The sequence below is a fragment of the Elioraea sp. genome (assembly GCF_051860475.1).
In the GTDB taxonomy this organism is placed as follows: Bacteria; Pseudomonadota; Alphaproteobacteria; order Acetobacterales; family Acetobacteraceae; genus Elioraea.
On record NZ_JBHYDW010000038.1, the window covers coordinates 1 to 22663 of the forward strand.

The 22663-nt window shown below is 70.5% G+C and carries 26 protein-coding genes and 1 tRNA gene; 11 read left to right on the forward strand and 16 right to left on the reverse strand.

Annotation, left to right across the window (positions count from 1 at the left end; genetic code table 11):
- Nucleotides 1–311: transposase (locus tag ACTIFU_RS09175; RefSeq protein ID WP_439578001.1), on the reverse strand; the 311-nt coding region annotated here is incomplete at its 3' end.
- 227 nt (nucleotides 312–538) lie between these two features.
- On the opposite strand from ACTIFU_RS09175, the gene ACTIFU_RS09180 reads away from it, so the two are divergent.
- Nucleotides 539–1198 carry a hypothetical protein gene (locus ACTIFU_RS09180; RefSeq protein ID WP_439578002.1) on the forward strand — a complete coding sequence of 220 codons (660 nt, stop codon included), beginning with the start codon at nucleotides 539–541 and terminating at the stop codon, nucleotides 1196–1198.
- Nucleotides 1199–1274: 76 nt separating this feature from the next.
- On the opposite strand, the gene ACTIFU_RS09185 is transcribed toward ACTIFU_RS09180, so the two are convergent.
- The 6 genes from ACTIFU_RS09185 to ACTIFU_RS09210 form a co-directional block, all read right to left on the reverse strand.
- A tRNA-Leu gene (locus ACTIFU_RS09185) sits at nucleotides 1275–1363 on the reverse strand.
- A 36-nt stretch (nucleotides 1364–1399) separates the two neighbouring features.
- Complete coding sequence (locus ACTIFU_RS09190; RefSeq protein ID WP_439578003.1) at nucleotides 1400–2347, reverse strand: tripartite tricarboxylate transporter substrate binding protein; 948 nt, start codon at nucleotides 2345–2347, stop codon at nucleotides 1400–1402.
- Between the two features lie 84 nt (nucleotides 2348–2431).
- Nucleotides 2432–3415: a peptidase M14 gene (locus tag ACTIFU_RS09195; RefSeq protein ID WP_439578004.1), complete on the reverse strand. Its 984-nt coding sequence runs from the start codon at nucleotides 3413–3415 to the stop codon at nucleotides 2432–2434.
- Between the two features lie 16 nt (nucleotides 3416–3431).
- Nucleotides 3432–4628 (reverse strand): acetylornithine deacetylase, encoded by a 1197-nt coding sequence (gene argE / locus ACTIFU_RS09200; protein ID WP_439578005.1) that lies wholly within the window; start codon nucleotides 4626–4628, stop codon nucleotides 3432–3434.
- Between the two features lie 52 nt (nucleotides 4629–4680).
- Complete coding sequence (locus ACTIFU_RS09205; protein WP_439578006.1) at nucleotides 4681–5601, reverse strand: site-specific tyrosine recombinase XerD; 921 nt, start codon at nucleotides 5599–5601, stop codon at nucleotides 4681–4683.
- 5 nt (nucleotides 5602–5606) lie between these two features.
- Nucleotides 5607–5747 carry a hypothetical protein gene (locus tag ACTIFU_RS09210; protein WP_439578007.1) on the reverse strand — a complete coding sequence of 47 codons (141 nt, stop codon included), beginning with the start codon at nucleotides 5745–5747 and terminating at the stop codon, nucleotides 5607–5609.
- 196 nt (nucleotides 5748–5943) lie between these two features.
- On the opposite strand from ACTIFU_RS09210, the gene aroB reads away from it, so the two are divergent.
- A complete protein-coding gene (gene aroB, locus ACTIFU_RS09215) occupies nucleotides 5944–7542 on the forward strand; it encodes a 3-dehydroquinate synthase (protein WP_439578008.1) in 1599 nt (532 codons plus the stop codon).
- Here aroB and ACTIFU_RS09220 read toward each other — a convergent pair whose 3' ends face one another.
- From ACTIFU_RS09220 to ACTIFU_RS09235, 4 genes are read right to left on the reverse strand one after another with little or no spacing between them, the layout of a single operon-like run.
- Nucleotides 7543–8604 carry an isocitrate/isopropylmalate dehydrogenase family protein gene (locus ACTIFU_RS09220; RefSeq protein ID WP_439578009.1) on the reverse strand — a complete coding sequence of 354 codons (1062 nt, stop codon included), beginning with the start codon at nucleotides 8602–8604 and terminating at the stop codon, nucleotides 7543–7545.
- Between the two features lie 14 nt (nucleotides 8605–8618).
- Nucleotides 8619–9917: a TRAP transporter large permease gene (locus ACTIFU_RS09225; RefSeq protein ID WP_439578010.1), complete on the reverse strand. Its 1299-nt coding sequence runs from the start codon at nucleotides 9915–9917 to the stop codon at nucleotides 8619–8621.
- Between the two features lie 3 nt (nucleotides 9918–9920).
- Nucleotides 9921–10409, reverse strand: a complete 489-nt coding sequence (locus tag ACTIFU_RS09230; RefSeq protein WP_439578011.1) for a TRAP transporter small permease — start codon at nucleotides 10407–10409, stop codon at nucleotides 9921–9923.
- Nucleotides 10406–11404: a TRAP transporter substrate-binding protein gene (locus tag ACTIFU_RS09235; protein WP_439578012.1), complete on the reverse strand. Its 999-nt coding sequence runs from the start codon at nucleotides 11402–11404 to the stop codon at nucleotides 10406–10408. Before ACTIFU_RS09235 ends, ACTIFU_RS09230 begins: the two co-directional genes overlap by 4 nt.
- Nucleotides 11405–11556: 152 nt before the next feature.
- On the opposite strand from ACTIFU_RS09235, the gene ACTIFU_RS09240 reads away from it, so the two are divergent.
- Both ACTIFU_RS09240 and ACTIFU_RS09245 read left to right on the forward strand, forming a co-directional pair.
- Complete coding sequence (locus tag ACTIFU_RS09240; RefSeq protein WP_439578013.1) at nucleotides 11557–12252, forward strand: GntR family transcriptional regulator; 696 nt, start codon at nucleotides 11557–11559, stop codon at nucleotides 12250–12252.
- Between the two features lie 83 nt (nucleotides 12253–12335).
- Nucleotides 12336–12941 carry a DUF2889 domain-containing protein gene (locus ACTIFU_RS09245; RefSeq protein WP_439578014.1) on the forward strand — a complete coding sequence of 202 codons (606 nt, stop codon included), beginning with the start codon at nucleotides 12336–12338 and terminating at the stop codon, nucleotides 12939–12941.
- A 15-nt stretch (nucleotides 12942–12956) separates the two neighbouring features.
- Here the strand turns inward: ACTIFU_RS09245 and ACTIFU_RS09250 are convergent, their stop codons facing one another.
- Entirely contained in the window at nucleotides 12957–13289 is a 333-nt protein-coding gene (locus tag ACTIFU_RS09250; RefSeq protein WP_439578015.1) for a ribbon-helix-helix domain-containing protein, read from the reverse strand.
- A 112-nt stretch (nucleotides 13290–13401) separates the two neighbouring features.
- Between ACTIFU_RS09250 and ACTIFU_RS09255 the strand changes: the two genes are divergently transcribed.
- Complete coding sequence (locus ACTIFU_RS09255; RefSeq protein ID WP_439578016.1) at nucleotides 13402–13887, forward strand: GNAT family N-acetyltransferase; 486 nt, start codon at nucleotides 13402–13404, stop codon at nucleotides 13885–13887.
- Between the two features lie 15 nt (nucleotides 13888–13902).
- On the opposite strand, the gene ACTIFU_RS09260 is transcribed toward ACTIFU_RS09255, so the two are convergent.
- On the reverse strand, nucleotides 13903–14190 hold the full coding sequence (locus ACTIFU_RS09260) for a BolA family protein (protein ID WP_439578017.1): 288 nt from the start codon (nucleotides 14188–14190) through the stop codon (nucleotides 13903–13905).
- Nucleotides 14191–14243: 53 nt separating this feature from the next.
- Here ACTIFU_RS09260 and ACTIFU_RS09265 point away from each other — a divergent pair, with 53 nt between their 5' ends.
- From ACTIFU_RS09265 to ACTIFU_RS09290, 6 genes are all read left to right on the forward strand, one after another.
- Nucleotides 14244–14816 (forward strand): J domain-containing protein, encoded by a 573-nt coding sequence (locus ACTIFU_RS09265; RefSeq protein ID WP_439578018.1) that lies wholly within the window; start codon nucleotides 14244–14246, stop codon nucleotides 14814–14816.
- 93 nt (nucleotides 14817–14909) lie between these two features.
- Complete coding sequence (gene cobS, locus ACTIFU_RS09270; protein ID WP_439578019.1) at nucleotides 14910–15920, forward strand: cobaltochelatase subunit CobS; 1011 nt, start codon at nucleotides 14910–14912, stop codon at nucleotides 15918–15920.
- A 6-nt stretch (nucleotides 15921–15926) separates the two neighbouring features.
- Nucleotides 15927–17783, forward strand: coding sequence for a cobaltochelatase subunit CobT (cobT, locus tag ACTIFU_RS09275; protein ID WP_439578020.1), 1857 nt, complete (start codon nucleotides 15927–15929; stop codon nucleotides 17781–17783).
- A gap of 306 nt (nucleotides 17784–18089) precedes the next feature.
- The gene (locus tag ACTIFU_RS09280; protein WP_439578031.1) at nucleotides 18090–18224 is read left to right on the forward strand and encodes a GFA family protein; all 135 of its coding nucleotides are present in this window, start codon (nucleotides 18090–18092) and stop codon (nucleotides 18222–18224) included.
- Between the two features lie 38 nt (nucleotides 18225–18262).
- Nucleotides 18263–18445 (forward strand): hypothetical protein, encoded by a 183-nt coding sequence (locus tag ACTIFU_RS09285; RefSeq protein ID WP_439578021.1) that lies wholly within the window; start codon nucleotides 18263–18265, stop codon nucleotides 18443–18445.
- A 390-nt stretch (nucleotides 18446–18835) separates the two neighbouring features.
- Complete coding sequence (locus ACTIFU_RS09290) at nucleotides 18836–19852, forward strand: endonuclease/exonuclease/phosphatase family protein (protein ID WP_439578022.1); 1017 nt, start codon at nucleotides 18836–18838, stop codon at nucleotides 19850–19852.
- Between the two features lie 36 nt (nucleotides 19853–19888).
- On the opposite strand, the gene rpmB is transcribed toward ACTIFU_RS09290, so the two are convergent.
- From rpmB to ACTIFU_RS09305, 3 genes are all read right to left on the reverse strand, one after another.
- Nucleotides 19889–20185 (reverse strand): 50S ribosomal protein L28, encoded by a 297-nt coding sequence (rpmB, locus tag ACTIFU_RS09295; protein ID WP_439578023.1) that lies wholly within the window; start codon nucleotides 20183–20185, stop codon nucleotides 19889–19891.
- Nucleotides 20186–20296: 111 nt separating this feature from the next.
- On the reverse strand, nucleotides 20297–20545 hold the full coding sequence (locus ACTIFU_RS09300) for a hypothetical protein (RefSeq protein ID WP_439578024.1): 249 nt from the start codon (nucleotides 20543–20545) through the stop codon (nucleotides 20297–20299).
- Between the two features lie 59 nt (nucleotides 20546–20604).
- On the reverse strand, nucleotides 20605–22578 hold the full coding sequence (locus ACTIFU_RS09305) for a metallophosphoesterase (RefSeq protein ID WP_439578025.1): 1974 nt from the start codon (nucleotides 22576–22578) through the stop codon (nucleotides 20605–20607).
- Nucleotides 22579–22663 lie beyond the last annotated feature (85 nt).

A 22663-nucleotide genomic window follows, 5' to 3' on the forward strand; every position in this document is an offset into this window, starting at 1 on the left:
TCGCGCACGGCGATGTAGAGCGCGTGGTGGATGCGCGCAATCGTGCCTTCCCATTCCCAGCGCGAGAAGTAGTCCCACACCGTGCTCTTCGGCGGCAGATCCTTCGGCAGCGCCGCCCACTGGCAGCCGGTCGAGAGCACGTAGAAGATCGCGTTCAGCACCTCGCGCACATCCACTGTGCGAGGCCGGCCGCCGCGCTTCGCCGGCCGGATCAGCGGCGCCACCAGCGCCCATTCCGCATCCGTCAGATCGGACGGGTAGCGCAGCCCCCGCCGATCCGCCGCACGCCGATGCTCCACCGTCCACGCCATCCCGCTGCCTCCGCGAATCGTCTGCTGACGCAGCGAATCACAGCCGATTCAAACGACTCAACTTCTTCCCGGATGGGCTCTTAGGAAACTCATATCAACTTCTAAACAAAAAGACAACCGCTTGATAAAAAATTCAAGAGATCGCTTGTTGAGTAATAAGGCTGGTAATTAAGGGGCTTTTCTATGGACACTCCGGTTAATATGATGCCGCTCAACACAGAACTCTAATGAACGAGACCCGCATGATTGTCCATATAGCCGTGAATTGGAAAGAATTGAGCGTTGTTGTTTCAATTAGCTTGGTATTGATTGTTTTTGTTGTCGCCGCCGCGATCATTCTGTCCTGGAGATTTATATCTGGAGCGCTTAAGAGTCTTGACAAGTTTGAAATCAACGAAGCTGAACTTGGAATCGGTAGGGGGATTGTTAAATTCAGGCCGATCTATGTTGATCGGCAGATCGCTTTTTCTATATGGGTAGAATTGAGCACAAGAAAAATCGGACTTCCAATCGACCTCGATAATGATGTTGTTATTGAAATATACGACTCTTGGTATTCTTTCTTTAGCGTAACTCGAGAGTTGATGAAAGGTATATCAGCTAATACGCTCCGGAACGATAGCACGCAAGCTATTGTACAGCTGTCGATCGAGGTGCTGAACGAGGGACTTCGTCCTCACCTAACTCGCTGGCAAGCACGATTTCGTGGATGGTATAAGAGAGAAATAGCGCGCCTCGAGAGGGAGGGCACTTCGACGGATTTGGATCCTCAACAGATCCAGAAGCGGTATCCTTTGTTCGAGGAACTCCGGACTGATATGGAGCGGATCAACAAGAATTTGATCGCATATCGACACAAAATGAAACAGCTGGCATTGGTTGCTTAGTAATTTCTCTACGCCGCTGCCCTATGTGCTCACTTCTGAAAATGCGTTGAACGTGCGAACCACCTAAATTCATCACTGGTGCGGGCGGTCGGGGTCGAACCGACACTCCCCTCGCGGGGAACCGGATTTTGAGCCCGGCGCGTCTGCCAATTCCGCCACGCCCGCATCCGCCGGCTGCATAGCGCAGCCGGCCGCTCGCGCCTACTCCCGCGCAAGCCCGAGTGCGGCGATCGTGCCCTTGTTCGCCTCGCTCTCGGCGACGAAGCGCTCGCGGAACTGCGCCCCCGGCAGGTAGCGTGCGACGGCGGCAAGCCGGATCGCCGCGGCGCGGAAGGTCTCGGAGTTGACCCCGGTCTCGCACGCCGCCTCCAGCTTGGCCGCGATCGCATCCGGCAGGCCGTCGGGTGCCACCAGCCCGCCATGCGAAGCGCCCGCGATCGGCACGCCGACCTCGGCGAGCGTGGGCGCCTCGGGGAACGACGACAGCCGCTCGCGCGAGAACACCGCCAGTACCGGCAGGTTGTTGTTGGTCGGGATGGTCGGGCTCTCGATGAACACCATGATCTGCCCGCCCAGCGCGGCCTGCGCCATCGGCCCGGCGCCCTGATACGGCACGTGCAGCGCGCGCACGCCGATCGCGCGCAGGAGCTGCGCCATCAGCAGATGCTGCGTGCTGCCCTGGCCAGGCGAGCCATAGACCAGCGCCTCCTCGGCGGATTTCGCGTGCGCCACCATCCCCGCATAGTCGCGGAACGGCGCGTTGCGCCCCAGCACCAGCACCTGCGGGTTGTCGTAGACGAGGCAGATGTAGCGCAGCGTCTCGGCGGAGTACTGAAGCCGGTTCAGGTGCGGCTGCGCGGTGACCGGATTGTTCGGCACCATCGCGATCGTGTAGCCGTCGGGCCGCGCGCGGGCGAGTTCCGTGGTGCCGATCGAGCCGGCGGCCCCGCCGCGATTGACGATCACCACCGGCTGGCCGAGCGCGCGGGAAAACTCGGGTTGCAGCGCGCGTGCCATCAGATCGGTGTTGCCGCCCGGCGGGTAGGGCACGATCATCGTGATCGCGCGCGTCGGGTAGTCCTGCGCCAGCGCGGCGCCGGCGGACAGGGCGATTGCGGCAACACACGCGACGGCTCGTCTCAGCGTCATCGTTCCTCCCACGTTGCGAGCGCGCGTCGCGCGTCCCGCACGCACTCTGCCATCGCGGTCGTGCCCGGTCGACCCGGGCGTGGCTCAGGCCGGCATCGGATCGACCAGGCGGGCGAGCCGCACCGCGGTGTGGCCGCGGCAGGTGCGCAAGGATGGCATCACCAGCAGGCAGTCGTCGTGCGGGGTGCGGATCTCGGTCTCGCCGTCGAGCGCGATCAGCGTGTTGCGCCCGCGCACGATGTCGCCGCCGCGATAGGGTTGGACAAAGGCGAACTCGTTCGTCTGCGCGGTGACGGTGCGCGTGACCTGGGCGAACCGTGCCGGGCCGGGATCAAGCGGCGCGGCGGTGATGCGCCCCACCCCCTGCTGGTCGATCTGCCCCGTCGTCAGCAGCAGCCGCGCGACCGTCGCCGCCATGGTCTCGACCGTCTCGGGCACCCAGTGCTGCCCGGCCTCGACCAGGATCGCCACCCGCGGGCTGCCGGGATCGGCGAAGGGGCGGTAGTCGATGAGGCGCCGGCCGCCGGAGTGCCCCTCGTCGCCCACCACCAGCGGGGGCACACCGACTGCGAGGGCGAGCTTGCGCGCCTTCTCGGTCTGGCCCGCGATCAGCAGCGGCTCGCTCTCCCACAGCATCGAGTGGAGGTCGAGCAGGATGTCGACCGTGTCGATGAGCGGGCGCATCTCGCGCGCGCGCTTCAGTTCCAACGTGTCGGTGCCGTCATCCAGGACAGCCCGGCACCAGAGCCGGTTGAGGTCCTCATCCACGTAGCGGCTGGCGGTGGGATTGGCGGTGTCGAAGCGGGCGAAGGCGTCGAGATTGGCGAAGCCGAAGCTCAGCCTCCCGCGCAGCGGCACGATACCACGCTCGAGCAGGCGGACCAGCACGAGCGCGCCGGCAATCTCGTTGCCGTGCACCAGCGCCGTGATGGCAATATGCGGTCCGGGCTGCGGCCCGGGGAAGCTCCAGAACCCGGGCAGCCCGGCATTGCCGGCGAGCCAGGGCCCGAGCTCCGGCACCGGGATCTCGACCCGCCTGCGGGGGGCGATCTGGGTCGGCGCGCTCATGGGGGGCTCCAGCGCGTCAGGCGGCGAGCCGGTCGGCGAGGCGGGCGAGGAAGCGCTCGCAGGCGACGAGTTCGCTCTCGGCGATCCACTCGTCCGGCGTGTGGGCCTGGGCGATGTCGCCCGGCCCGCAGACGATCGCCGGCATGCCGGCCGCCTGGTAGATCCCGCCCTCGGTGCCGTATGCGACGCGGCCGGCCTCGTTCGCGCCGGTGAGCGAGCGGACCAGGTCGGCGAGCGGATGGTCCTCCGCCAGGTCCATGCCCGGCAGGCGGGGACGCTGATCGAAGACGATCGCAGCACCCGGATGCACCGCGCGCATCGGCGGCAGCAGCACGGTCTCGGCGTGGCTGCGCAGCTCGTCGAGCAGCATCCGGGCATCGTGCGCCGGGATGTGGCGGTACTCGAACACGATCTCGGCCTCGTGCGGCACGATGTTCAGCGCCGAACCCGAGCGGAACACGCCGGCGTGGCAGGACGTCCAGGACGGGTCGAAGCGGGGGTCGTGCGGTCCCTCGGCGATGATCCGCGCCTGCTGTCGGTTCAGGAACGCGACAACCTCGGCGCCGACCTGGAGCGCGTTCACGGCCCGGTCGGGGCGCGAGGAGTGCCCGGCGAGGCCGATCACCCGGCAGGTCGCCGAGACCTTGCCCTTGTGGCCGAGGATCGGCTTCATCGACGATGGCTCGCCGACGATCACCATCTCGGGGCGGACCGGCAGGGCGGCGAGCGCGGCGGCGAGCACGCGCGCGCCGTGGCAGCCCACCTCCTCGTCGTAGGTGAAGCAGAGATGGACCGGCCGCTTCAGCCCCCGTGCCTGGAACGCGGGCACCATGGCGAGGCAGGCGGCGACGAAGCCCTTCATGTCAGAGGTGCCTCGGCCATAGAGCCGGCCATGCGCCCGGCGCAGCCGGAACGGGTCGGCGGACCAGTCCTGCCCGTCCACCGGCACCACGTCGACATGGCCGGAAAGCGCGATGCCCGGCACGTCCTGCGGCCCGATCGTGGCGTAGAGATTGGCCTTGGTGCCGGTGGGGTCGTGGGTCAGGCGCGACTCGATGGCGTGCGCGTCCAGGTAGTCCCGGATGAAGGCGATGCACGCGAGATTGCTGTTCCGGCTGGTGGTGTCGAAGGAAACCAGCCGGTCGAGCAGCGCGACGGTGTCGAGCGGGGCAGCGACGGGCGGGGCTGGATCGACTATTGCAAGTGGCGTCATACAAATCCTCCGCCACCATCATCCGTGCCGGAGAGGGGAGGTCAACCCGGGGTCATCCGGACCTGCGGCGGGGGGGCCGCTGCGCAAGCGGGTGGTGCGTCGCGACCACGCGTTCGAGCCGGCCCGGCGCGACATGGGTGTAGATCTCGGTCGTCGCGATGTCGGCGTGGCCGAGCATGGCCTGGAGGCTGCGCAGATCGGCGCCGTGCGCGAGCAGGTGGGTCGCGAAGGCATGGCGCAGCACGTGCGGGCTGACCCGCGCCGGGTCGATCCCGGCGGCAAGCGCGAGGTCCTTGAGGATCTGGGCCAGGCGCTGGCGCGTCAGGTGGCCGGCGGCGGCGCGCGAGGTGAACAGCCAACGTGTGGGCGGCTTGCCCGCACGGGCCTCGTCCTCGGCGGCGAGCCAAGCCTGCACCGCGGCGCGCGCCGCGTCGCCCACTGGCACCATCCGGTCCTTGCCCCCCTTGCCGCGCACCACGATCGCCTCGGCGCCGGGGCGGAGGGCGGCGCGCGGGAGCGCAATCAGTTCGGAGACGCGGAGCCCCGTGGCGTAGAGCAGTTCGAGCAGCGCGGTGGCACGTAGCCCCTCGCGCCCCGGCAGCGCGCGGGCGGCCTCAAGCAGGCGCAGCACCTCCTGCTCGCCCAGCACTTTGGGCAGGCGGCGGCCGGGTCGCGCTGCTTCCAGAGTTGCCGTGGGATCGTCGGCGCGCACGCCCTCGCGCATCAGGAACAGATGGAACTGGCGCAGCGCCGACAGCCGCCGCGCGGCCGTGCGCGCGGAGAGCCCCTTCGCATGAAGCCGGCCGAGATAGGCCCGGAGCGTCGCGGTCTCGGCTCGGTCCGGCGCGACCCCGGCCTCGGCGCAGAACGCGGCGAAGTCCTCAAGGTCGGCCGCGTAGGCAAGCACGGTGTTGCGCGCCGCCCCCCGTTCGGCGGCCATCATCTCGAGGAACGCCTCGATGCGGCGGTGCACGGCGCTCAGCGCGGCGCGAAGCGCTCGGCCGGCAGCACGCGCTCGACCGCCTGCTGGCGCGGCTCGGGCGGGAACAGGCCGATCCACACGGCGCCGCCGGCGGCGATCGCGAGCAGGGCGAGAATCAGCATCGTCGCGAAACGCAAAGCGGTGCCTCCGTCGGACGGGGATGCCGGCGCGGACGCTGGCGCGAGGGGAGCAGCGTGCTAGCGTGGCGCCGATCCCATGCCGTCAGCACAGGTCTCACCCGAATCGCTCGTCCCGCAGTCTAGCCCTCCCCCCGGGCGAGACGAAACCCACGCCGCGCCGTGGCAGGGGCGCACGGTCGTCCTGGTCGGGCTGATGGGCGCTGGCAAGACGGCAATCGGCCGGCGTCTCGCCGCGCGGCTGGGCGTGCCGTTCGTCGACGCGGACCATGAGATCGAGGCGGCGGCTGGGATGTCCGTCTCGGAGATCTTCACCCGGTTCGGCGAGCCCGCCTTCCGCGCCGGCGAGCGCAAGGTGATCGCGCGGCTGCTCGGCGGGCCTCCCGTGGTGCTGGCGACCGGCGGCGGGGCCTTCGTCGATCCCGAGACGCGCGCGGCGATCCGCGAAAAGGCCCTTTCGGTCTGGATGAAGGTCGATCTGCCGGTGCTGGTGCGCCGGGTGTCACACCGCTCGGAGCGCCCGCTGCTCGCCAAGGGCGACCCGGCGGCGATCCTGGCCGAGCTCGCCGCCAAGCGCGACCCGTTCTATGCCGAGGCCGACGTGATCGTCGCCTGCCGCGACGAGCCGCCCGATCAGACCACCACACGCGTGCTGAACGCGATGCTCGGCCACCGCCCGCCCCTCGGCGTCACCGTGCGGCTCGGCGCGCGCAGCTACCGGATCGCGATCGGCGCGGGGCTGCTCGATCGCGCCGGCGCGCTGGCCGTACCGGTGATGCCGCGCCGGCGTGCGGTGGTGATCGCGGATCAGGCGGTCCACACGCTGCACGGCGCGCGCTTCGAGGCGGCGCTGGCCGCGACCGGGATCGAGGGCCGGACGATCCTCGTGCCGCCAGGAGAGGGCTCGAAGGGCTTTTCGACCCTGACCGAGGTGATCGGCCGAATGCTCACCAGCGGGATCGACCGCAAGACCACCGTGTTCGCGCTCGGCGGCGGGGTGATCGGCGACCTCGCCGGCTTCGCCGCCGCGATCGCGCTGCGCGGCCTGCCCTTCATCCAGGTGCCGACCACCCTGCTCGCCCAGGTGGACTCCTCGGTCGGCGGCAAGACCGGCATCAACACCGAGCACGGCAAGAACCTGGTCGGCGCGTTCCACCAACCGCGGCTGGTGCTGTGCGACACCACCACGCTCGCCACCCTGCCGCCGCGCGAGCTCCGCGCCGGCTATGCCGAGGTGGTGAAGTACGGGCTGATCGACGATCCCGCGTTCTTCGCCTGGTGCGAGGCGACCGGTGCCGCCCTGCTCGCGGGCGATGCCGAGCTCCAGGCCGAGGCGGTGCGGCGGGCGTGCCTGGCCAAGGCGCGGGTGGTCGAGGCCGACGAGCGCGAGGAGAAGGCCGAGGGCGGCCGGGCGCTGCTGAACCTGGGCCATACCTTCGCCCACGCGCTGGAGGCCGAGGCGGGCTATGACGGCCGCACCCTGCTGCACGGCGAGGCGGTCGGCATCGGGCTCGCGCTCGCGTTCCGCTTCTCCGCCCGGCTCGGGCTCTGCGAGCTGGAGGACGCCGAGCGGGTGGCGGCGCATCTCGCGGCCTGCGGGATCGCGTCGTCGCTGCGCGAGACCAACCGGCGCTGGTCGGCCGAGCGGCTGATCGGCCACATGCGCAAGGACAAGAAGGCCGAGACGGGATCGCTCACCTTCATCCTCGTGCGCGGGATCGGCCAGGCCTTCATCAGCCGCGACGTCGCCGAGGACGAGTTGCGCGCATTCCTCGCGGAGGAAGGCGCGGCCTGATCAGCCGCCGAGCGCCGCCGCCACGGCGCCCGCGAAATCCTGCGTGCCGAGGGTGCCGCCGAGATCTGCCGTGCGCGTGGCGGGGTTCGCAAGCGTGGCATCCACCGCCGCCTCGATCGCGCCGGCGGCCTCGGCGAACGGGCTGAGCCCGCGCGTCTCGGCGAGCCATCCGAGCAGCATCGCCGCGGAGAGGATGAGCGAGGTCGGGTTCGCCCGATCCTGCCCGGCGATGTCGGGAGCGGAGCCATGCTGCGCCTGCGCCGCGCAGAGCCGATCGCCCGCGTTGATCGCGCCGGCGAGGCCGAGGCTGCCGGAGAGCTCCGAGGCGAGGTCGGACAGGATGTCGGCGTGGAAGTTGGTGGCGACGATCACGTCGAACCGCGCCGGATCGCGCACCAGCAGGGCGGCGCAGGCGTCAATGATCACCTCGTCGAGCGCGACCTGGGGGTAGTCGCGCGCGACCTTGCGCACCTCGTCGAGGAAGAGCCCGTCGGAGAGGATGAAGTTGTTCGCCTTGTGCACGGCGGTCACCTTCCTCTGCCGCCGCTGGGCGAGCGCGAAGGCCCGGCGCGCGATCCGCTCGCAGGCGAAGGCGGTGATCTTGCGCATCGAGATCGCCACGCCGGGCACCGGCATGAACTCGCCGGAGCCCTGGTACATGTTGCGGTCGGGATAGAACCCCTCCGTCGCCTCGCGCATGATCACGAGGTCCATCGGCGACGTCCCGCGGCCGATGCCGGGACGCGACCGCGCCGGGCGCACATTGGCGTAGAGGTCGAGCTTCACCCGGAACGCCGCCGAGACGTTCACGCCGCCCTGGTCGCGCGGCGGATAGTCCAGGTGCGAGATCGGCCCGAGGATGATGCCGTCGGCCTGACGCGCGCGCTCCAGCACCGCATCGGGCAGGGTCGTGCCGTGCGTCTTCAGCGCGGCGAAGCCGATCTCGGCGGTTTCGAAGCGCAGATCGAGGCCGAAGCGCCGATCGGCCGCGCGCAGCACGGCGAGCGTGGCCCCGGTGATCTCGGGTCCGATCCCGTCGCCAGGGAGAACAAGGATATCCACGCTTCGGTCCTTCTTCAGCGCGCGAGGCGCGGCAGGGCGAGCACGAGGTCGGGTGCCAGCACGAGCACCACGCAGACGAGGGCGGTGATCACGACATAGGGGAACGACACCACCACCAGCCGTTCGAACGGAACACCCGAGACCTTCACCAGCGCATAGAGCACCATGCCCACGGGGGGCGTGAGCAGGCCGAGGGTGAGCGTGAGCGCCATCACCATGCCGAAATGGATCGGGTCGACTGCGTACTGCTCCGCGACCGGCAGCAGGATCGGCGTCAGGATCAGGATCGCCGGGGTCTGCGCCATGAAGCAGCCGACCCCGAGCCAGAGCAGGATCATCAGCAGCAGGAACACGGTCGCGTCCGAGGTCAGCGCGGTGGCCAAGGCCGCGAGCTGGTCGGGCAGCTGCGCGCGGATCAGCACCTGGCCGAAGGCGGAGGTGAAGGCGATGATCAGCATGATCGCGGCGCTGTCGATCATCGCCCCGCGCAGATCGGCGACGAGCTGGCGCCAGGAGAGCTCGCGGAACACGATCATGCCGATCGCGCCGGCGTAGAACACCGCCACCGCCGCCGCCTCGGTCGGGGTGAAGATGCCGAAATTGATGCCGCCGACGATGATCGCCGGCATCAGGATCGGCAGCACCGCGCCGCGGAAGCTGCGCCAGACCTCGCAGAGGTCGAACCGTCCCGCCGGCGGCACGTCGGTCTCGAACCGGAGGCGCCAGGCCACGTAGAGCATGTAGCTGAGCGCCAGAAGAATGCCCGGAACGATCGCGGCAAGGAACATCGCCCCGACCGACTGCTCCGCCACCACCGCATAGGCCACCAGCGCGATCGAGGGCGGGATGATCGGCGAGAGCAGCGACGAGGCGCCGGTGATCCCGACCGCGAACTCGCGCCGGTAGCCGGCATGCGCCATCGCCTTGAGCTCGATCGTGCCGAGCCCCATCGCGTCCGCGGTCGCGCTGCCCGACATGCCGGCGAACAGCACGGAGGCCAGCACATTGGCGTGTGCGAGCCCGCCGCGCAGCGGCCGTGTGACGGCCGAGACGAACTCGAACAGCCTGACCGTGATGCCCGCCCCGTTCATCAGCCGCCCGGCCAGCAGGAAGAACGGCACGGAGAGCAGCAGGAACCCGTCGATCCGGTCCAGCATCGTGCGCGCCAGCGCCGAGGCGACGCGCGGATCGGCAAGCCCGTTGTAGACCTCGGCCAGTCCGAGCGCGCTGATCACCCCGGCGGCGAACCCCACCGGGAAGCCGATGACGATCAGCCCGACCAGGGCCAGGGTGAGCAGGCCGAAGACGCCCACGGCTTAGCGGGTCGGCTCGGGACGCGCGAGGGCCGCGCAGTGCTGGATGAGACTGCCCGCGACCAGCAGCGCGAGGGCCACGAGGCAGGCGATCTGCGCCAGATGCAGATGCGCCGAGGTGAACCAGGGGATGGTGATGAAGGCCGAACCCCAGGTGAGCTCGACCATGCGCACCGCCCCGCGCAGCAGCAGCAGAAGGAACGCAAGCACGACGAGATCGAACAGCGCGCCAAGCGCCGCGGCGGGTCGGGGCGACAGGCGCGCGCGCAGGAAGTCGACGACGATGTGCTCGCCGCGGCGCTGCGCGATCACGAACCCGCACATCATCGCGAGCAGGAACAGCACCCGCGCCGCCTCCTCGGTCCAGAGCACGGGCCACTCCAGCACATAGCGGAACAGCACCTGCGCCGCGGTCGCGAGCAGCATCGCGGCGAAGCAGACCAGCCCGATCGTCTCGACTGTCCGCTCCGCCGCGCGCAGGATTGGCCTCACTCGGCCGCCTTGGCGATGTCGTCGAGGATGCCGGGGCGGCAGCGCTCGGCGGCGAAGCGCGCCACGATCGGGGCCGCGATGGCCTGGAACGCGGCGACGTCGGGGCGGACGATCTCGACGCCGCGGTCGGCCTGCATGCGCTTGAGCAGGTTCTCCTCCTCCGTCGCGGTCTCGTTGGCGAGCCAGGACATCGTTTCGGTAAGCGTGCGGTCGAAGATTGCCTTGTGCGCGGGCGACAGGGTCTTCACGAACCCCGCATTGGCGCTCACCACGGTGTAGGACCAGACATGGCCGGTCAGGTTCACGGCCTTCTGGACCTCGTAGTACTTGTTGCCCCAGATCGTGCTGATCGGGTTCTCCTGGGCGTCGAACACGCCGGCGCGCAGGGCGCCGTAGAGCTCGTCGATCGGCAGCGTGCCGGGCAGCGCGCCCATGGCCTGGAACACCTGCGCGCGCAGCGGGTTGGTCACCCGCACCTTCATGCCCCTCAGGTCGTCGGGGCTGCGCACGGGGCGGCTGGAGGTCAGGTGCCGCGCGCCGCGGCGGCCGACCGCGACGATGTGCACGCCATGGTCGCGCTCCAGCACCTGGTTCAGCTCGCGCCCGAGCGCGCCCTGCCAGACCCGGAGCCCGTGCGCCTCGTCGCGGAACACGAACTCGGCCTCCAGGCACTGGTATTGCTGGGCAAGGTGGTGGACCACCGTGGGCCCCGACACGTGGAGCTGGATCTCGTTCGCCTTGAGCTGCTGGAGCAGCTGGCGGTCGCCGCCGAGCGCGCCGCCGCCGACGAAATTGCCGGCGAGCGCGCCGTTCGACTCGCGCTGCATGGCCTCGGCCCAGCGGATCATCGCCTGGCTGGAGAGGTCGCGCGGGGAGTTGCCGGAGCCAATGGTGAAGCGGACGGGCGCCTGGGCCTCGGCCGGCGCGACCGGCAGGGCGATGGCCAATCCGGCGAAGCCAAGGGCGAACAGGGCGAGCCTGCGGGGTCCGGTCATGGATGGTCCCTCCCAAGTTCGTGCTCTTTGGCGAGCACTTGTGTATACATGTTAGTGAAGATAATGCGCCGCCGCAGGCTCACGCAAGCGGCGAATCAGCCGATGCGAGAGAAAGGCGCCGCGTCGATGGCGAATATCCAGGCGAAGACAGTATGCAGACGACTGCTCTGACCCATACGGCCGAACCCCAGGACCGGCGCGGGCTGGTCGAGCGGGCCTATGCCGACCTCCGCCGCAGGATCATCCGCAACGAACTCACCCCGGGCACCAAGCTTGTCGAGGCCGAGATCGCGCTCGCGCTCGGCATCTCTCGCACCCCCGTGCGCGAGGCGCTGCTCCGGCTCGAAGGTGAGGGACTGGTCGAGGCCGCGCCGCCGCGGGGGATGCAGGTGAAGCCGCTCTCCGCGCGCGACGTCCGCGAGATCAACGAGGTGCTCGCCTGCCTCGAGGCCGAGGCCGCGGGCCGGCTCGCCGCCTCCCGGCCGGGAGCCGAGCCCATGGCCCAGCTCGACGCAGCGATCGCCGCGATGGACGCCGCCCTCGCCGCGCGCGACCACGACGCCTGGTCCGAGGCTGACTACCGCTTTCACGGCCTGCTGGTGGAGCTCGCCGGCAACCGCCACCTCGCCGACACCGCGCGGATGTTCCTCGACCGTGCGCACCGGGTGCGGCTGCTGACGACGCGGCTGCGCGAGCCGCCGGTCTATTCCAACACCAACCACGCCGCGGTGGTGGAGGCGATCCGCCGCGGCGACGCCGAGACCGCGCTCGAGATCCACCGCGCCCACAAGCGGCGCTGGACGCGCGAGCTCGACGGCCTGCTGGACCGGCTCGGCCTGCGGGACTGAGCCCTGCCGACCGCGAACTGGTCGGCCGGGCCGGCCGATGCCATATGAGGCGTGCCGCGCCGCACCATGCCGGAGACGACATCATGCCGCTCAGCCCACCCGCCAAGCGCGAGAAGCTGCACGACCGCACCATCGTGCTCGAGGGGTTTCGGCGCGAGGACGGGCTGTTCGACATCGAGGCCCGGCTGACCGACACCAAGACCTATGCCTTCTCGAACGACGACCGCGGCGAGATCACGCCCGGCGTGCCACTGCACGGGATGCTGATGCGGCTGACCATCGACGACGAGATGCGGATCGTCGCCTGCGAGGCGGATACCGAGTATGGGCCCTACACGGTCTGCCCGGCGATCACGCCGAACTTCGCCGCGCTCGCGGGGCTGCGGATCGGGCCGGGCTGGATGCGCGCGGCCAAGGAGCGGGTGGGCGGCGTGAAGGGCTGCACCCACCTGGTGGAATTGCTCGGCCCGATGGCGACGGTGGCGTTCCAGACCCTGGTGGTGCTGCGGCGCAAGCGGACGGTCGATCCGGCGAAGCCGCCGGCGCTGCTCAATACCTGCCACGCCTATGCGGCCGACGGCGCGATCGTCGCCCGGCGCTGGCCGCAGTTCGCCGTCCGCGGCCGCGAGGCCGATGCGACGACGCGTGAGACGGCGGACGCGGCGGCCGGGGCGCGCTCGCGCGCCTGAACCGGCCGTGCGGGGTCAGTCCGCGCCGAAGGCCGCCAGCGCCGGACGCGCCTCGACCCCGGCATGGCCGTTGCCCACATGCTGGGCGACGACCTTGCCATGGCCGGCGCCGGCATGACCGTCCTCGGTCGCGGCGGCACGGAAGTACTGGACGATGAACACGCGCATCGCCGAGGTGCGCCCGCCCGGCAGGCCGGACCGCTCCAGCCGTCGGCACAGTTCGCTCGGCGAGATGCGCTCGCGCCGGCAGATCTCCGACAGGGCGTCCCAGAGTTCGGGCTCGAGCCGCATACTGGTGCGGCCGCGCTCGGCGACGATATTGCGGTTGACGAGTGTGCTTCGCGGCATGAACCGACCCTCCGTGGACCAGCAGCATGCCGCGGAACCTTTAATGCGCGGTTGAGGCGCGTCACCGCCCGCGTCTCTTGTGCCGAGACGGTGCCGGGCGACGAGGCCTGCCGTGCGGATCCACGTTGAGCAGCGTGCCGATCGGCCAGCGATTCGCGCCCTCCTCTGCGCAGTGTTCCCGACACCCGCGGAAGCGCGCCTGGTCGAGCGCCTGCGCGCGGAGGACGACGCCATGCTCTCGCTCGTGGCGCGCGTCGGCACGGCAGCGGTCGGCCACGTGCTGTTCTCGCGCCTGGCGGCGCCGTTCCCTGCCCTGGCCCTCGCACCCCTCGCCGTGCGGTCCGAGCACCCGGGACGCGGGATCGGCAGCGCCCTGGTCCGCGCGGGCCTGGCGGAGGCCGAGGCCCGGGGCTGGCGCGGCGTGTTCGTGGTGGGCGATCCCGGCTTCTATCGCCGCTTCGGCTTCGACCCGGCACTCGCGCAGGGCTTCGCCACACCCTATCCGGGGCCCTTCCTGATGGCGCGTTCGCTCGGCGGCGAGCTGCCGGCGCGAACCGGCACGATCGCCTACGCCCCGGCCTTCCGCGACCTCGGATGACCGGCGCGGGGCGCGTCAGCGCGGCGCGGCCTCGCCGGGCGCGCGCAGGGTCAGGCTGAGCGCGTGCAGGCCGGTCGCAAACTCGCCATCGAGCGCCGCGTGCACCGCGCGCGAGCGGGCAAGGCGGCCCATCCCCGCGAACCGCGCCGAGATCAGCGTGACGGCATAGTGCGTCTCGCCGCGCCCGTCGGGGTTGCCGGCGTGCCCGGCGTGGTGGGCGCTCTCATCCACCACATCCAGCGCAACGGGCGCGAACTCCCGTGCCAGAACCGCCCTGATGCGCTCGGCACGCGTCGCGGTCATGCGTCTCGATCCCTTCGCTTGCATGGTCCGGGCCGCCTCGCCATAACCGAACGATGCGCAATGGCACAGTCCGCGCCCGTCGCTACAGCGCACACGCAGAGGCGGAGGCCGAGGCGGCGGGGCGCGGCTGCAACCATCCGGGCTGCCCCGGGCTTGGCGCCTATCGCGCACCCAAGTCGCCCCGGACGCTGAACGACTACTGGTGGTTCTGCCTCGATCATGTGCGCGAGTACAACCGGTCCTGGGACTACTACAAGGGCATGACGCCCGGCGAGATCGAAAGGGAGATGCGCCGCGACACCACCTGGCAGCGCCCGTCCTGGCCGCTCGGCAGCCTCGGGCTCTCCGAAGAGGCGCTGCGCGACCCGCTCGGCCTGCTCGGCCGCCACCGTCGTCGGGACCAGCCGCGCCCGCACGAGGCGCCGGCCGAGCTGCGCGGCCCCCTCGGCGCGCTCGGGCTCCATTGGCCCGTGACGCGCGAGGACGTGAAGGTCCGCTACAAGGCGCTCGTGAAGCTGCACCATCCGGACGCCCATGGCGGCGACAAGGCGGCGGAGGAGCGCTTCAAGGCCATCAACGCGGCCTATTCGGCACTGGTGCGGGGGCTGATGGCGCGCGAGGCCTGAGCACGGCGCGGCCCTTCCCCTCGCCGCGCGCCCTTCGCAAGCGCAGCGCCCGGGGGTAGCATTCTCATTCAACGGAAAAGACCGGACGACAGCATGAACAAGGTGACGCACTTGGCCGATGCGAGGCCCACCTCGGCGATCGATCTGCCCGATATCCGTGTCCGCGTGGACCAGCTCTTCGGCTTCCCGTCGGACATGGAGGTGCCGGCCTTCAGCGTGCGCACCGAGCATGTCCCCGACATCGACGACGCCTACCGCTTCGACCGCGAGACCACGCTCGCGATCCTCGCCGGCTTCGCCTTCAACCGCCGCGTGATGATCCAGGGCTATCACGGCACCGGCAAGTCCACGCATATCGAGCAGGTGGCCGCGCGGCTGAACTGGCCCTGCATCCGGGTGAACCTGGACAGCCACATCAGCCGCATCGACCTGATCGGCAAGGACGCGATCGTGCTGCGTGACGGCAAGCAGGTGACCGAGTTCCGCGAGGGCATCCTGCCCTGGGCGCTCCAGCACCCCTGCACGCTGGTGTTCGACGAGTACGATGCCGGCCGCCCCGACGTGATGTTCGTGATCCAGCGCGTGCTCGAGGTCGAGGGCAAGCTGACGCTGCTCGACCAGAACCGCGTGATCCGCCCGCACCCGGCGTTCCGGCTGTTCTCCACCGCCAATACGGTGGGGCTCGGCGACACTACGGGGCTCTATCACGGCACACAGCAGATCAACCAGGGCCAGATGGACCGCTGGAACATCGTCGCGACGCTCAACTACCTGCCGCACGAGCAGGAGACCGACATCGTCACCGCCAAGCTCGGCATCGACCCGACCGACGCGGCGGCGAAGAAGCGCATCGCGGCGATGGTGGCGCTGGCCGACCTGACGCGTGCGGGCTTCATCAACGGCGACATCTCCACCGTGATGAGCCCCCGCACGGTGATCACCTGGGCGGAGAACGCGAAGATCTTCGGCGACACCGCCTTCGCCTTCCGGGTGACGTTCCTCAACAAGTGCGACGAGGCCGAGCGCGCGACGGTCGCCGAGTACTACCAGCGCTGCTTCAACGAGGAGCTGCCGACCGGCCTCGTCCCGCGCCGCGCTGCCTGAGGCGCGATGACGCGCGAGACCGCACGGTCGGAGGAGTTCCGCCGCGCTACCGCCGGCGTGCTGCGCTCGATCGCCCATCGCGGCGACGTGGACGTGACCTTCGCCCCCGGCCCGCCCGGCGTCGCGGGCAAGCGCGCTCGGCTGCCCGTGCCCTCGCGCGCCCTGCCGCCGGCCGAGATGACGCGTCTGCGCGGCGCGGCGGATGCGATGGGCCTGCGGCTCGCGCTGCACGACGACGCGGTGCATGCGAAGCGCGCGCCCGCGCGGCGCGAGGCGCGCGAGATCTACGACCTGCTGGAACAGGCGCGCGTGGAGGCGGTGGGCGGGCGGCAGATGCCCGGCGTCGCGGCCAATCTGCGCGCGCGGCTCGCCGAGGAGTGCGAGGCCGAGGGCTACGACCGGATGGTCCGGCGCGAGCAGCTTCCGCTCGCCAAGGCGCTTGAGCTGCTGGCGCGCGAGCGGCTGACCGGCGACGCCCCGCCCGAGGCCGCGCGCGCCATCCTCGATGCCTGGCGCCCGCACCTTGCCGGCAATGTCGAGACGGCGATCGAGGCGCTCGCCCGCTCCGCCGACGATCAGGATGCGTTCGCCCGCGCCTGCCGCCGCCTGCTCGCGACCCTCGACCTCGCCGAGGAGGAGGCCGAAGCGGAGGCCGAGTCCGAGCAGGACGAGGAGGGCGAACAGGAAGGCGGCGAGAACGACGAGCAGGAGAGTGCGGGCAGCGCGGCCGAGGCGGAATCCATGCCCGGCGCGCGCGAGGAGGAGGCCGACGGCCAGGCCGAGGCGGTCGAGGCCTCCGAGCAGGAGGAGGAGGCGACGGCCGCCGACGGCGATGACCGGCCGGCCGGCCCGCAGGCGCGGCGCGACCAGCCGTTCGATCCGAGCGCGATCCGCTACGAGCCCTTCACCCGCCAGTTCGACGAGGAGGTCGAGGCAGCAGATCTCTGCGACGCCGACGAGCTCGCCCGCCTGCGCGGCCAGCTCGACCAGCAGCTCCAGCACCTCCAGGGTGTGGTGTCCAAGCTCGCGAACCGCTTGCAGCGCCGCCTGCTCGCGCAGCAATCGCGCTCCTGGGAGTTTGACCTCGAGGAAGGGCTGCTCGACGCCTCGCGGCTTGCGCGCATCGTCGCCAACCCGATGCACTCGCTCTCCTACAAGCGCGAGCGCGACACCCAGTTCCGCGACACCATCGTCTCGCTGCTGATCGACAACTCGGGCTCGATGCGCGGCCGGCCGATCACGGTCGCGGCGATGAGCGCCGACATCCTCGCCCGCACGCTCGAGCGCTGCGGCGTGAAGGTCGAGATCCTCGGCTTCACCACACGCGCCTGGAAGGGCGGGCAGAGCCGCGAGCGCTGGGTGCAGGAGGGCAAGCGGCGCAATCCCGGCCGGCTCAACGACCTGCGCCACATCGTCTACAAGGCGGCCGAAGCGCCCTGGCGGCGCGCGCGCAGGAATCTCGGCCTGATGCTGCGCGAGGGGCTGCTCAAGGAGAACATCGACGGCGAGGCACTCGAATGGGCCTATCGCCGCCTGCTCGCGCGGCCCGAGCACCGCAAGATCCTGATGGTGATCTCGGACGGAGCACCGGTGGACGACTCCACGCTCAGCGTGAACCCCGGCAACTATCTCGAACGCCACCTGCGCGATGTGATCCGCCGGGTGGACCGCGAGCACCTGATCGAGGTCACCGCGATCGGCATCGGCCATGACGTCACACGGTACTACCGCCGCGCAGTGACGATCGTCGATGCCGAGGAGCTCGGGGGCACGATGATGAAGAAGCTCGCCGAGCTGTTCGAGGAGGACGCGGCCGAAGCGTGGCACCGCGCCGCGGCCGAGCGCGCCGCGCTGGTCGCCTGAACCTGTCCGGCCCGTCCGACGGGCGGGCAAGTTACGGAAACCTTCGGCGAATTCCGGCGATGGCAGCGGGGCGCCTGGCGCGGCAGTGTCGCGCCATCCTCGCTGCGACGAGGCTGGACGCGCCGATGGCCGCCGGCCCCGTCCCGGCCAGGCCAGATCGCCGCGGAGGCGGGTGTGCAGGGGCGCCGGGCCGCCCAACTGCCGTCGCCGCGGTCACGGACCGGGAGAGCCACCATGGCTCACGTGTATCGCGGAACTTGCTTCTGCGGGGCCCTAGAGATCGAGGCGGCAGGCGTGCCGATGGAGATGGGCTACTGTCACTGCACCTCCTGCCGGTCCTACTCCGGCGCGCCCGTCAGCGCCTATCTGCTGTGGACCTCGGACCGCGTCAGGGTGGTGCGGGCGCGGATGTCCTGGGCAGGTTCAACAGGACGGGGATGAGCGACCGGCGCTTCTGCACACGCTGCGGCGGTCACGTCATGACTGTCCATCCGACGCTGGGACTGACCGATGTCCGTCCTGCCGTCCTGCCGGGGATCGCTTTCCGGCCGAGCGTCCATCTCCACTACGGCGAGTCCGTGCTGCCGATCAGGGACGGGGTTCGGAAGCTGCGCGACTTCCCCGCCGAAGTCGGCGGAACGGGCGACGTGCTCGACGAATAGCGCCGAGGGCGCCGGTTCGGCTGGCGCTCCGGATTCGCGGAGCGGATCACGCGGCTCGATGCTGCGGGGCTCGCGGCGCCGGTCCTGGAGGGGATGGAGACAGCACGGCTCGCTCCGCCGCTGCTCAGCGACAATTTCGAGGGGATCGCTTCCGGGCCGGCCGAGCGCGGCCGGCGCGTCGCCCTGATCTCGGACGACAACGTCCACGTCCTGAAACATGCGGTTCTGTTCTTGTTCGGGATGAACCAAGGATGCGATGACGCGTCCATGACACCTGGCCGCGATGGCGCTCCGCTGGCTGCCGCCGGAATGAAACGTCATGGGATCATGACAGATGCGGCGGCCTCACCGCATGTGATACGATGTCGCATCGTCAGCGGGAGGTCGGCCATGAAGATCGTCAACTGGAACATCGAGTGGATGAACGACTGGTTCACGCCGATCAGTGCCGGTCCGCCGGGCTGGCGGCCGGAGAATCCCGGCCGCGGCATCAGCGATGTGCGCGCGCTCGCCGACCGTGTCGCGCAGGTGATCAAGGCGCTGGCGCCGGATGTCCTGGCGATCCAGGAGGGCCCGAGCCGCGCCGGCGAGATGCAGCTCTTCGTGAACGATCATCTCGACGGCGCCTTCGACATCCTCGGCCCGACGGGGCGCGGCACGCAGCGGCTGTTCGTGCTGGTGAAGAAGGGCGGGCGGGTCGAGGCCGCGAGCCGTGTCTGGCCGAAGCCGGACCGGATCGACTACGCGCAGTCCTGGCCGGTGGACGTCGTCGGCGACCTGGTGATCGAGAGCTACGAGTTCACGCGCGAGCCGCTCGAGGTGGACCTGACCGTGTCAGGCCGCCCGATCCTGCTGGTGAACCTGCACAGCAAGTCGAAATACATCCATGGCGGGCGGGCGCTCTGGGACAACGAGGCGACACGGCCGCAGTTCATCGCCCAGGCGGTGCGCAACCGCCGGCGCATCGCCGCCGAACTGATGCGGGTGCGCACGGCGCTCGATGAGCGGCTGGCGGACGACCCCGAGGCGCGCATCGTCGTGGTGGGTGACCTGAACGACGGCCCGGGGGTCGATTTCTTCGAGGAGCACTACCTGATCCACAACGTGGTCGCGGTGGTCTCCGGCAACCCGTTCAACCCGCGCCGCATGCTGCGCCACGCCTTCATCGACCGCGAGCTCAAGGATCGCAACTGGACGGCGCGGTTCGACGACTTCATCGACAAGATCCCGAACCGGCCGCTGCTGCTCGATCACATCCTGCTTGCGCCCAGCGTCTACTGGGGCGCATTCCGCAATGCGCGGATCGAGCACGAGGCGTTCGAGGCGTGCATCGACCGCTCGGCGTCGGGTCGCATGCGCGACCCGTCCGATCACCGTCCGCAGAGTGTGACGCTGGAATTCGGCTGAAGCCGGCGGACGTCCTGGCGCCCGCGGCGGCGCGGGTCAGGCCGCGGCCTTCTTCTCCGCCGCCCGGGCGATGCGGCGCTTCAGCACCTTCGCCTCGTCGGTGAGCTTCCGGTCCGGCGTGCCGAGCAGCCAAGCATCGAGCCCGCCATTGTGCTCGACCGTCTTGATCCCGCGCGTGGTCAGGCGCAGCCGCACGGTCGTGCCGAGCACGTCGCTCATCAGCGACGTCTCCTGCAGGTTGGGCAGGAAGCGCCGGCGCGACTTGTTGTTGGCATGGCTGACATTGTTGCCCGTCAGCACGCCCTTGCCGGTGACGCTGCAGCGACGCGCCATCACCCGTACTCCTCGGATCACGAAATAGGCACGGGCGCCCGTCACAGGCGCCCGATCGAGAGCGGCCGTATACGCCGCGGCCAACGGCCGGTCAAGCCGCGCGGGCAGGCTTCACCCCTGCGATGGCGGGCTCTCGTGAAGTTCGCCGGCGCGCACGCTCGCGATCGCGTTCTGCAGCACCTGGACGATCGCCTCGTCGCTCATCTGGCGGGACAGGAGCCCGATCGCCCCGCCGAGCAGGGCCGAGGCCGCCGAAAGCGGGCCGATCCTCTGCTCCATCATGTACTCGATCGCCTTGTCCACCACCGAGCCGGCATGGCTCAGGTCCTGCGGCGCCTCGCCCATCGGGTCGGCCTGCATGCGTGGTCTCCGTCTCTGCCAGCGCCTGACATGGGGAAGCCGGGTCGGCGGGGAAACCCCTAGCCATCGTCCCTGATGGCGAGGGCCGGACCTGTCCCGGGGGCATCCCGCGCGGTCGCGAGGTCGAGGACCCGCCCCGCGTCCACGCCCAGGAGGGCCTCGACGGCCGCGGGTTCGGGCCGGGCAGGCAGGGCGAGGACGATCCGGGCGGACCCCGCCCTGGCCGTGATCACACGGCCGTGGGAGGTCTCGCGTGCGGTGGTGCCGGCCGAGGCCGTCATCCCGGCGAGCGTGGCGTGCAGGTGGCGCAGCACGCACCCGGCCGGCCGCGGTGCGAGCCGTCGATCGGCGATCCCGTTGCGCACGAAGTAGCCGCGGTCGATGTCGGCGAAGGTGTCGAGCCAGACCGCCACCGCCGGGAAGCACCAGGCGGCGAAGGCGGCCTCGGCGACACGGCTGGCGATCGGGGCGTCCTCCCGCCACGCGGCGTCGGGCGTGTCGGGTGCGAGCGCGACCGTCGTCGCTGATCCGTCGCCCTCCGCAGCGAGCGCGCGGATCGCCTCGAATGGGGCGAGGTCGCGCGGCAGCCGGGTCATGGTCGCGGTGAACGCAGCCCGGCGGGCGGGCGCGTCGAGGACGCTCCGTCGCGCCTCCGCCTCCGCGATCGCAAAGCCGCCACCGACGAACAGGTGGTGGGCCGCGGTCCCGGCGCGCTCTGCGGTCGTGATGATCGGCGCGAGCAGCCGGTCGGGCGGCAGCGGGCCGGGATGGCCGGCGATCGCCGCCGCCGCCGCGTCGATCTCGCCGCGGCTGAGCGCAAGTTCCCAGCCGGCCAACGGCGCCGCGGCGATGCTGTCGAGCAGCGCCCGGTCCGGCACGCCCGCGCTGTGCAGCCAGAACCGCACACCCTGCGCGGCGAGCGAGACCACACGCGCGCGCGCCTCGGGCTCAATGATGTCGTCGATCGGGATGCGCAGCCGATCAAGGCCGAGGCTCCAGGCGAGCAGCGTGGTGCGGTCATCGCGCGCGCGCCGACGGCGGAACGGCGCAGTCGGCGGGTTGACCGGCAGCGCGACAGTGCCAGCCCAGTCGTGCAGCAGCGGCACGCCGAGCAGCGCCCGCCCGCCCGCGCGCGGATGCGGTGGCGGCAGGAAGCGCCAGCCGCGATCGGTCGCCGCGGCGCCGTCGGTGGCGATCGGGTGGTAGCGATGTCCGGCTGCGTCGATCTCGATCAGCGCGAGCCCGAGGCGGCTGCGATCATTGCGGCCGTGTTCCTCGTCCTCGGCCGGGGCGATGCGCGTAAGCTCGGCGTAGTCGCGCCGCGCGAAGGCGACCGACGGGACGACGTAGTGGTCGGTCTCGCCGTCACGGTTGTGGAAGAATCCGTGCACGTGACCCGACACCACGGCCTCGACGCCGTGGCGGCGGATGAGCGCGAGCAGACGCCCTCGCGGCCCGGGGTCGAGGTTGTCGTAGTGCCCGGGTTCGTTCGGATCGAGCAGGAAGGGCGGATAGTGGGTGAACAGGAAGATGCGCGCGCCCTCGCGCCGCCCGGCCGCGAGGGTCGTTTCGAGCCAGGCCCACTGCTCGTCCTCGCGCGCCGTTCCGCTGCCGAGGATCGGGCCGGCAGCCAGCACGATGAGCGCGTCGCCGAGACGCTGCGACCGCCACAGCGGCCCGACACGGGCGATCCAGCGCTCCTGCCATGCCTCGCGCACGGTTGCCGCCGGCATGGCGGGGTTGGGCTTGTCACCGATGTCGTGATTGCCCGGCGTCGCGAGCAGAGTCGCGGGCACGCTGGCGAGGATCGCCGCCGCCGTGTCCCAGGCGGCGTCCTGGCCCGGAAGGGCTGGCAGAGTGTGCACGATGTCGCCGAGATGCACGACGAGATCCGGCTTGAGCGCGGCGAGATGCGCGATCGCCGCGCGGCTGCGACGGTTCGCACGCGGCTCGGGTGACGCGTCCGGCTCGATATGCGTGTCGCCGAGCACGGCGACGCGCCAGGTCCGGCGCTGGGTCGTCTTGGTGGCCACGGATCGTTCTGCCAGGCTGCAAATGAGCCGCGGAGTTGACACGTCTTGTTGGCGGAGCGCAACCTGCCGCAGAAGCCGAGCAAGA

What these genes read in the sequence shown, in the direction of transcription:
- ACTIFU_RS09260 (WP_439578017.1), bottom strand. Translation starts at nt 14,190, where the DNA reads ATGACCGCGACGCGTGCCGAGCGCATCAGGGCGGTTCTGGCACGGGAG.
- cobS (WP_439578019.1), top strand. Translation starts at nt 14,910, where the DNA reads ATGAACAAGGTGACGCACTTGGCCGATGCGAGGCCCACCTCGGCGATC.
- ACTIFU_RS09285 (WP_439578021.1), top strand. Translation starts at nt 18,263, where the DNA reads ATGACTGTCCATCCGACGCTGGGACTGACCGATGTCCGTCCTGCCGTC.
- ACTIFU_RS09265 (WP_439578018.1), top strand. Translation starts at nt 14,244, where the DNA reads ATGCGCAATGGCACAGTCCGCGCCCGTCGCTACAGCGCACACGCAGAG.
- aroB (WP_439578008.1), top strand. Translation starts at nt 5,944, where the DNA reads ATGGGCGCTGGCAAGACGGCAATCGGCCGGCGTCTCGCCGCGCGGCTG.
- ACTIFU_RS09235 (WP_439578012.1), bottom strand. Translation starts at nt 11,404, where the DNA reads ATGACCGGACCCCGCAGGCTCGCCCTGTTCGCCCTTGGCTTCGCCGGA.
- ACTIFU_RS09195 (WP_439578004.1), bottom strand. Translation starts at nt 3,415, where the DNA reads ATGAGCGCGCCGACCCAGATCGCCCCCCGCAGGCGGGTCGAGATCCCG.
- ACTIFU_RS09280 (WP_439578031.1), top strand. Translation starts at nt 18,090, where the DNA reads ATGGGCTACTGTCACTGCACCTCCTGCCGGTCCTACTCCGGCGCGCCC.
- argE (WP_439578005.1), bottom strand. Translation starts at nt 4,628, where the DNA reads ATGACGCCACTTGCAATAGTCGATCCAGCCCCGCCCGTCGCTGCCCCG.
- ACTIFU_RS09300 (WP_439578024.1), bottom strand. Translation starts at nt 20,545, where the DNA reads ATGCAGGCCGACCCGATGGGCGAGGCGCCGCAGGACCTGAGCCATGCC.
- ACTIFU_RS09190 (WP_439578003.1), bottom strand. Translation starts at nt 2,347, where the DNA reads ATGACGCTGAGACGAGCCGTCGCGTGTGTTGCCGCAATCGCCCTGTCC.
- ACTIFU_RS09290 (WP_439578022.1), top strand. Translation starts at nt 18,836, where the DNA reads ATGAAGATCGTCAACTGGAACATCGAGTGGATGAACGACTGGTTCACG.
- cobT (WP_439578020.1), top strand. Translation starts at nt 15,927, where the DNA reads ATGACGCGCGAGACCGCACGGTCGGAGGAGTTCCGCCGCGCTACCGCC.
- ACTIFU_RS09240 (WP_439578013.1), top strand. Translation starts at nt 11,557, where the DNA reads ATGCAGACGACTGCTCTGACCCATACGGCCGAACCCCAGGACCGGCGC.
- ACTIFU_RS09180 (WP_439578002.1), top strand. Translation starts at nt 539, where the DNA reads ATGAACGAGACCCGCATGATTGTCCATATAGCCGTGAATTGGAAAGAA.
- rpmB (WP_439578023.1), bottom strand. Translation starts at nt 20,185, where the DNA reads ATGGCGCGTCGCTGCAGCGTCACCGGCAAGGGCGTGCTGACGGGCAAC.
- ACTIFU_RS09245 (WP_439578014.1), top strand. Translation starts at nt 12,336, where the DNA reads ATGCCGCTCAGCCCACCCGCCAAGCGCGAGAAGCTGCACGACCGCACC.
- ACTIFU_RS09250 (WP_439578015.1), bottom strand. Translation starts at nt 13,289, where the DNA reads ATGCCGCGAAGCACACTCGTCAACCGCAATATCGTCGCCGAGCGCGGC.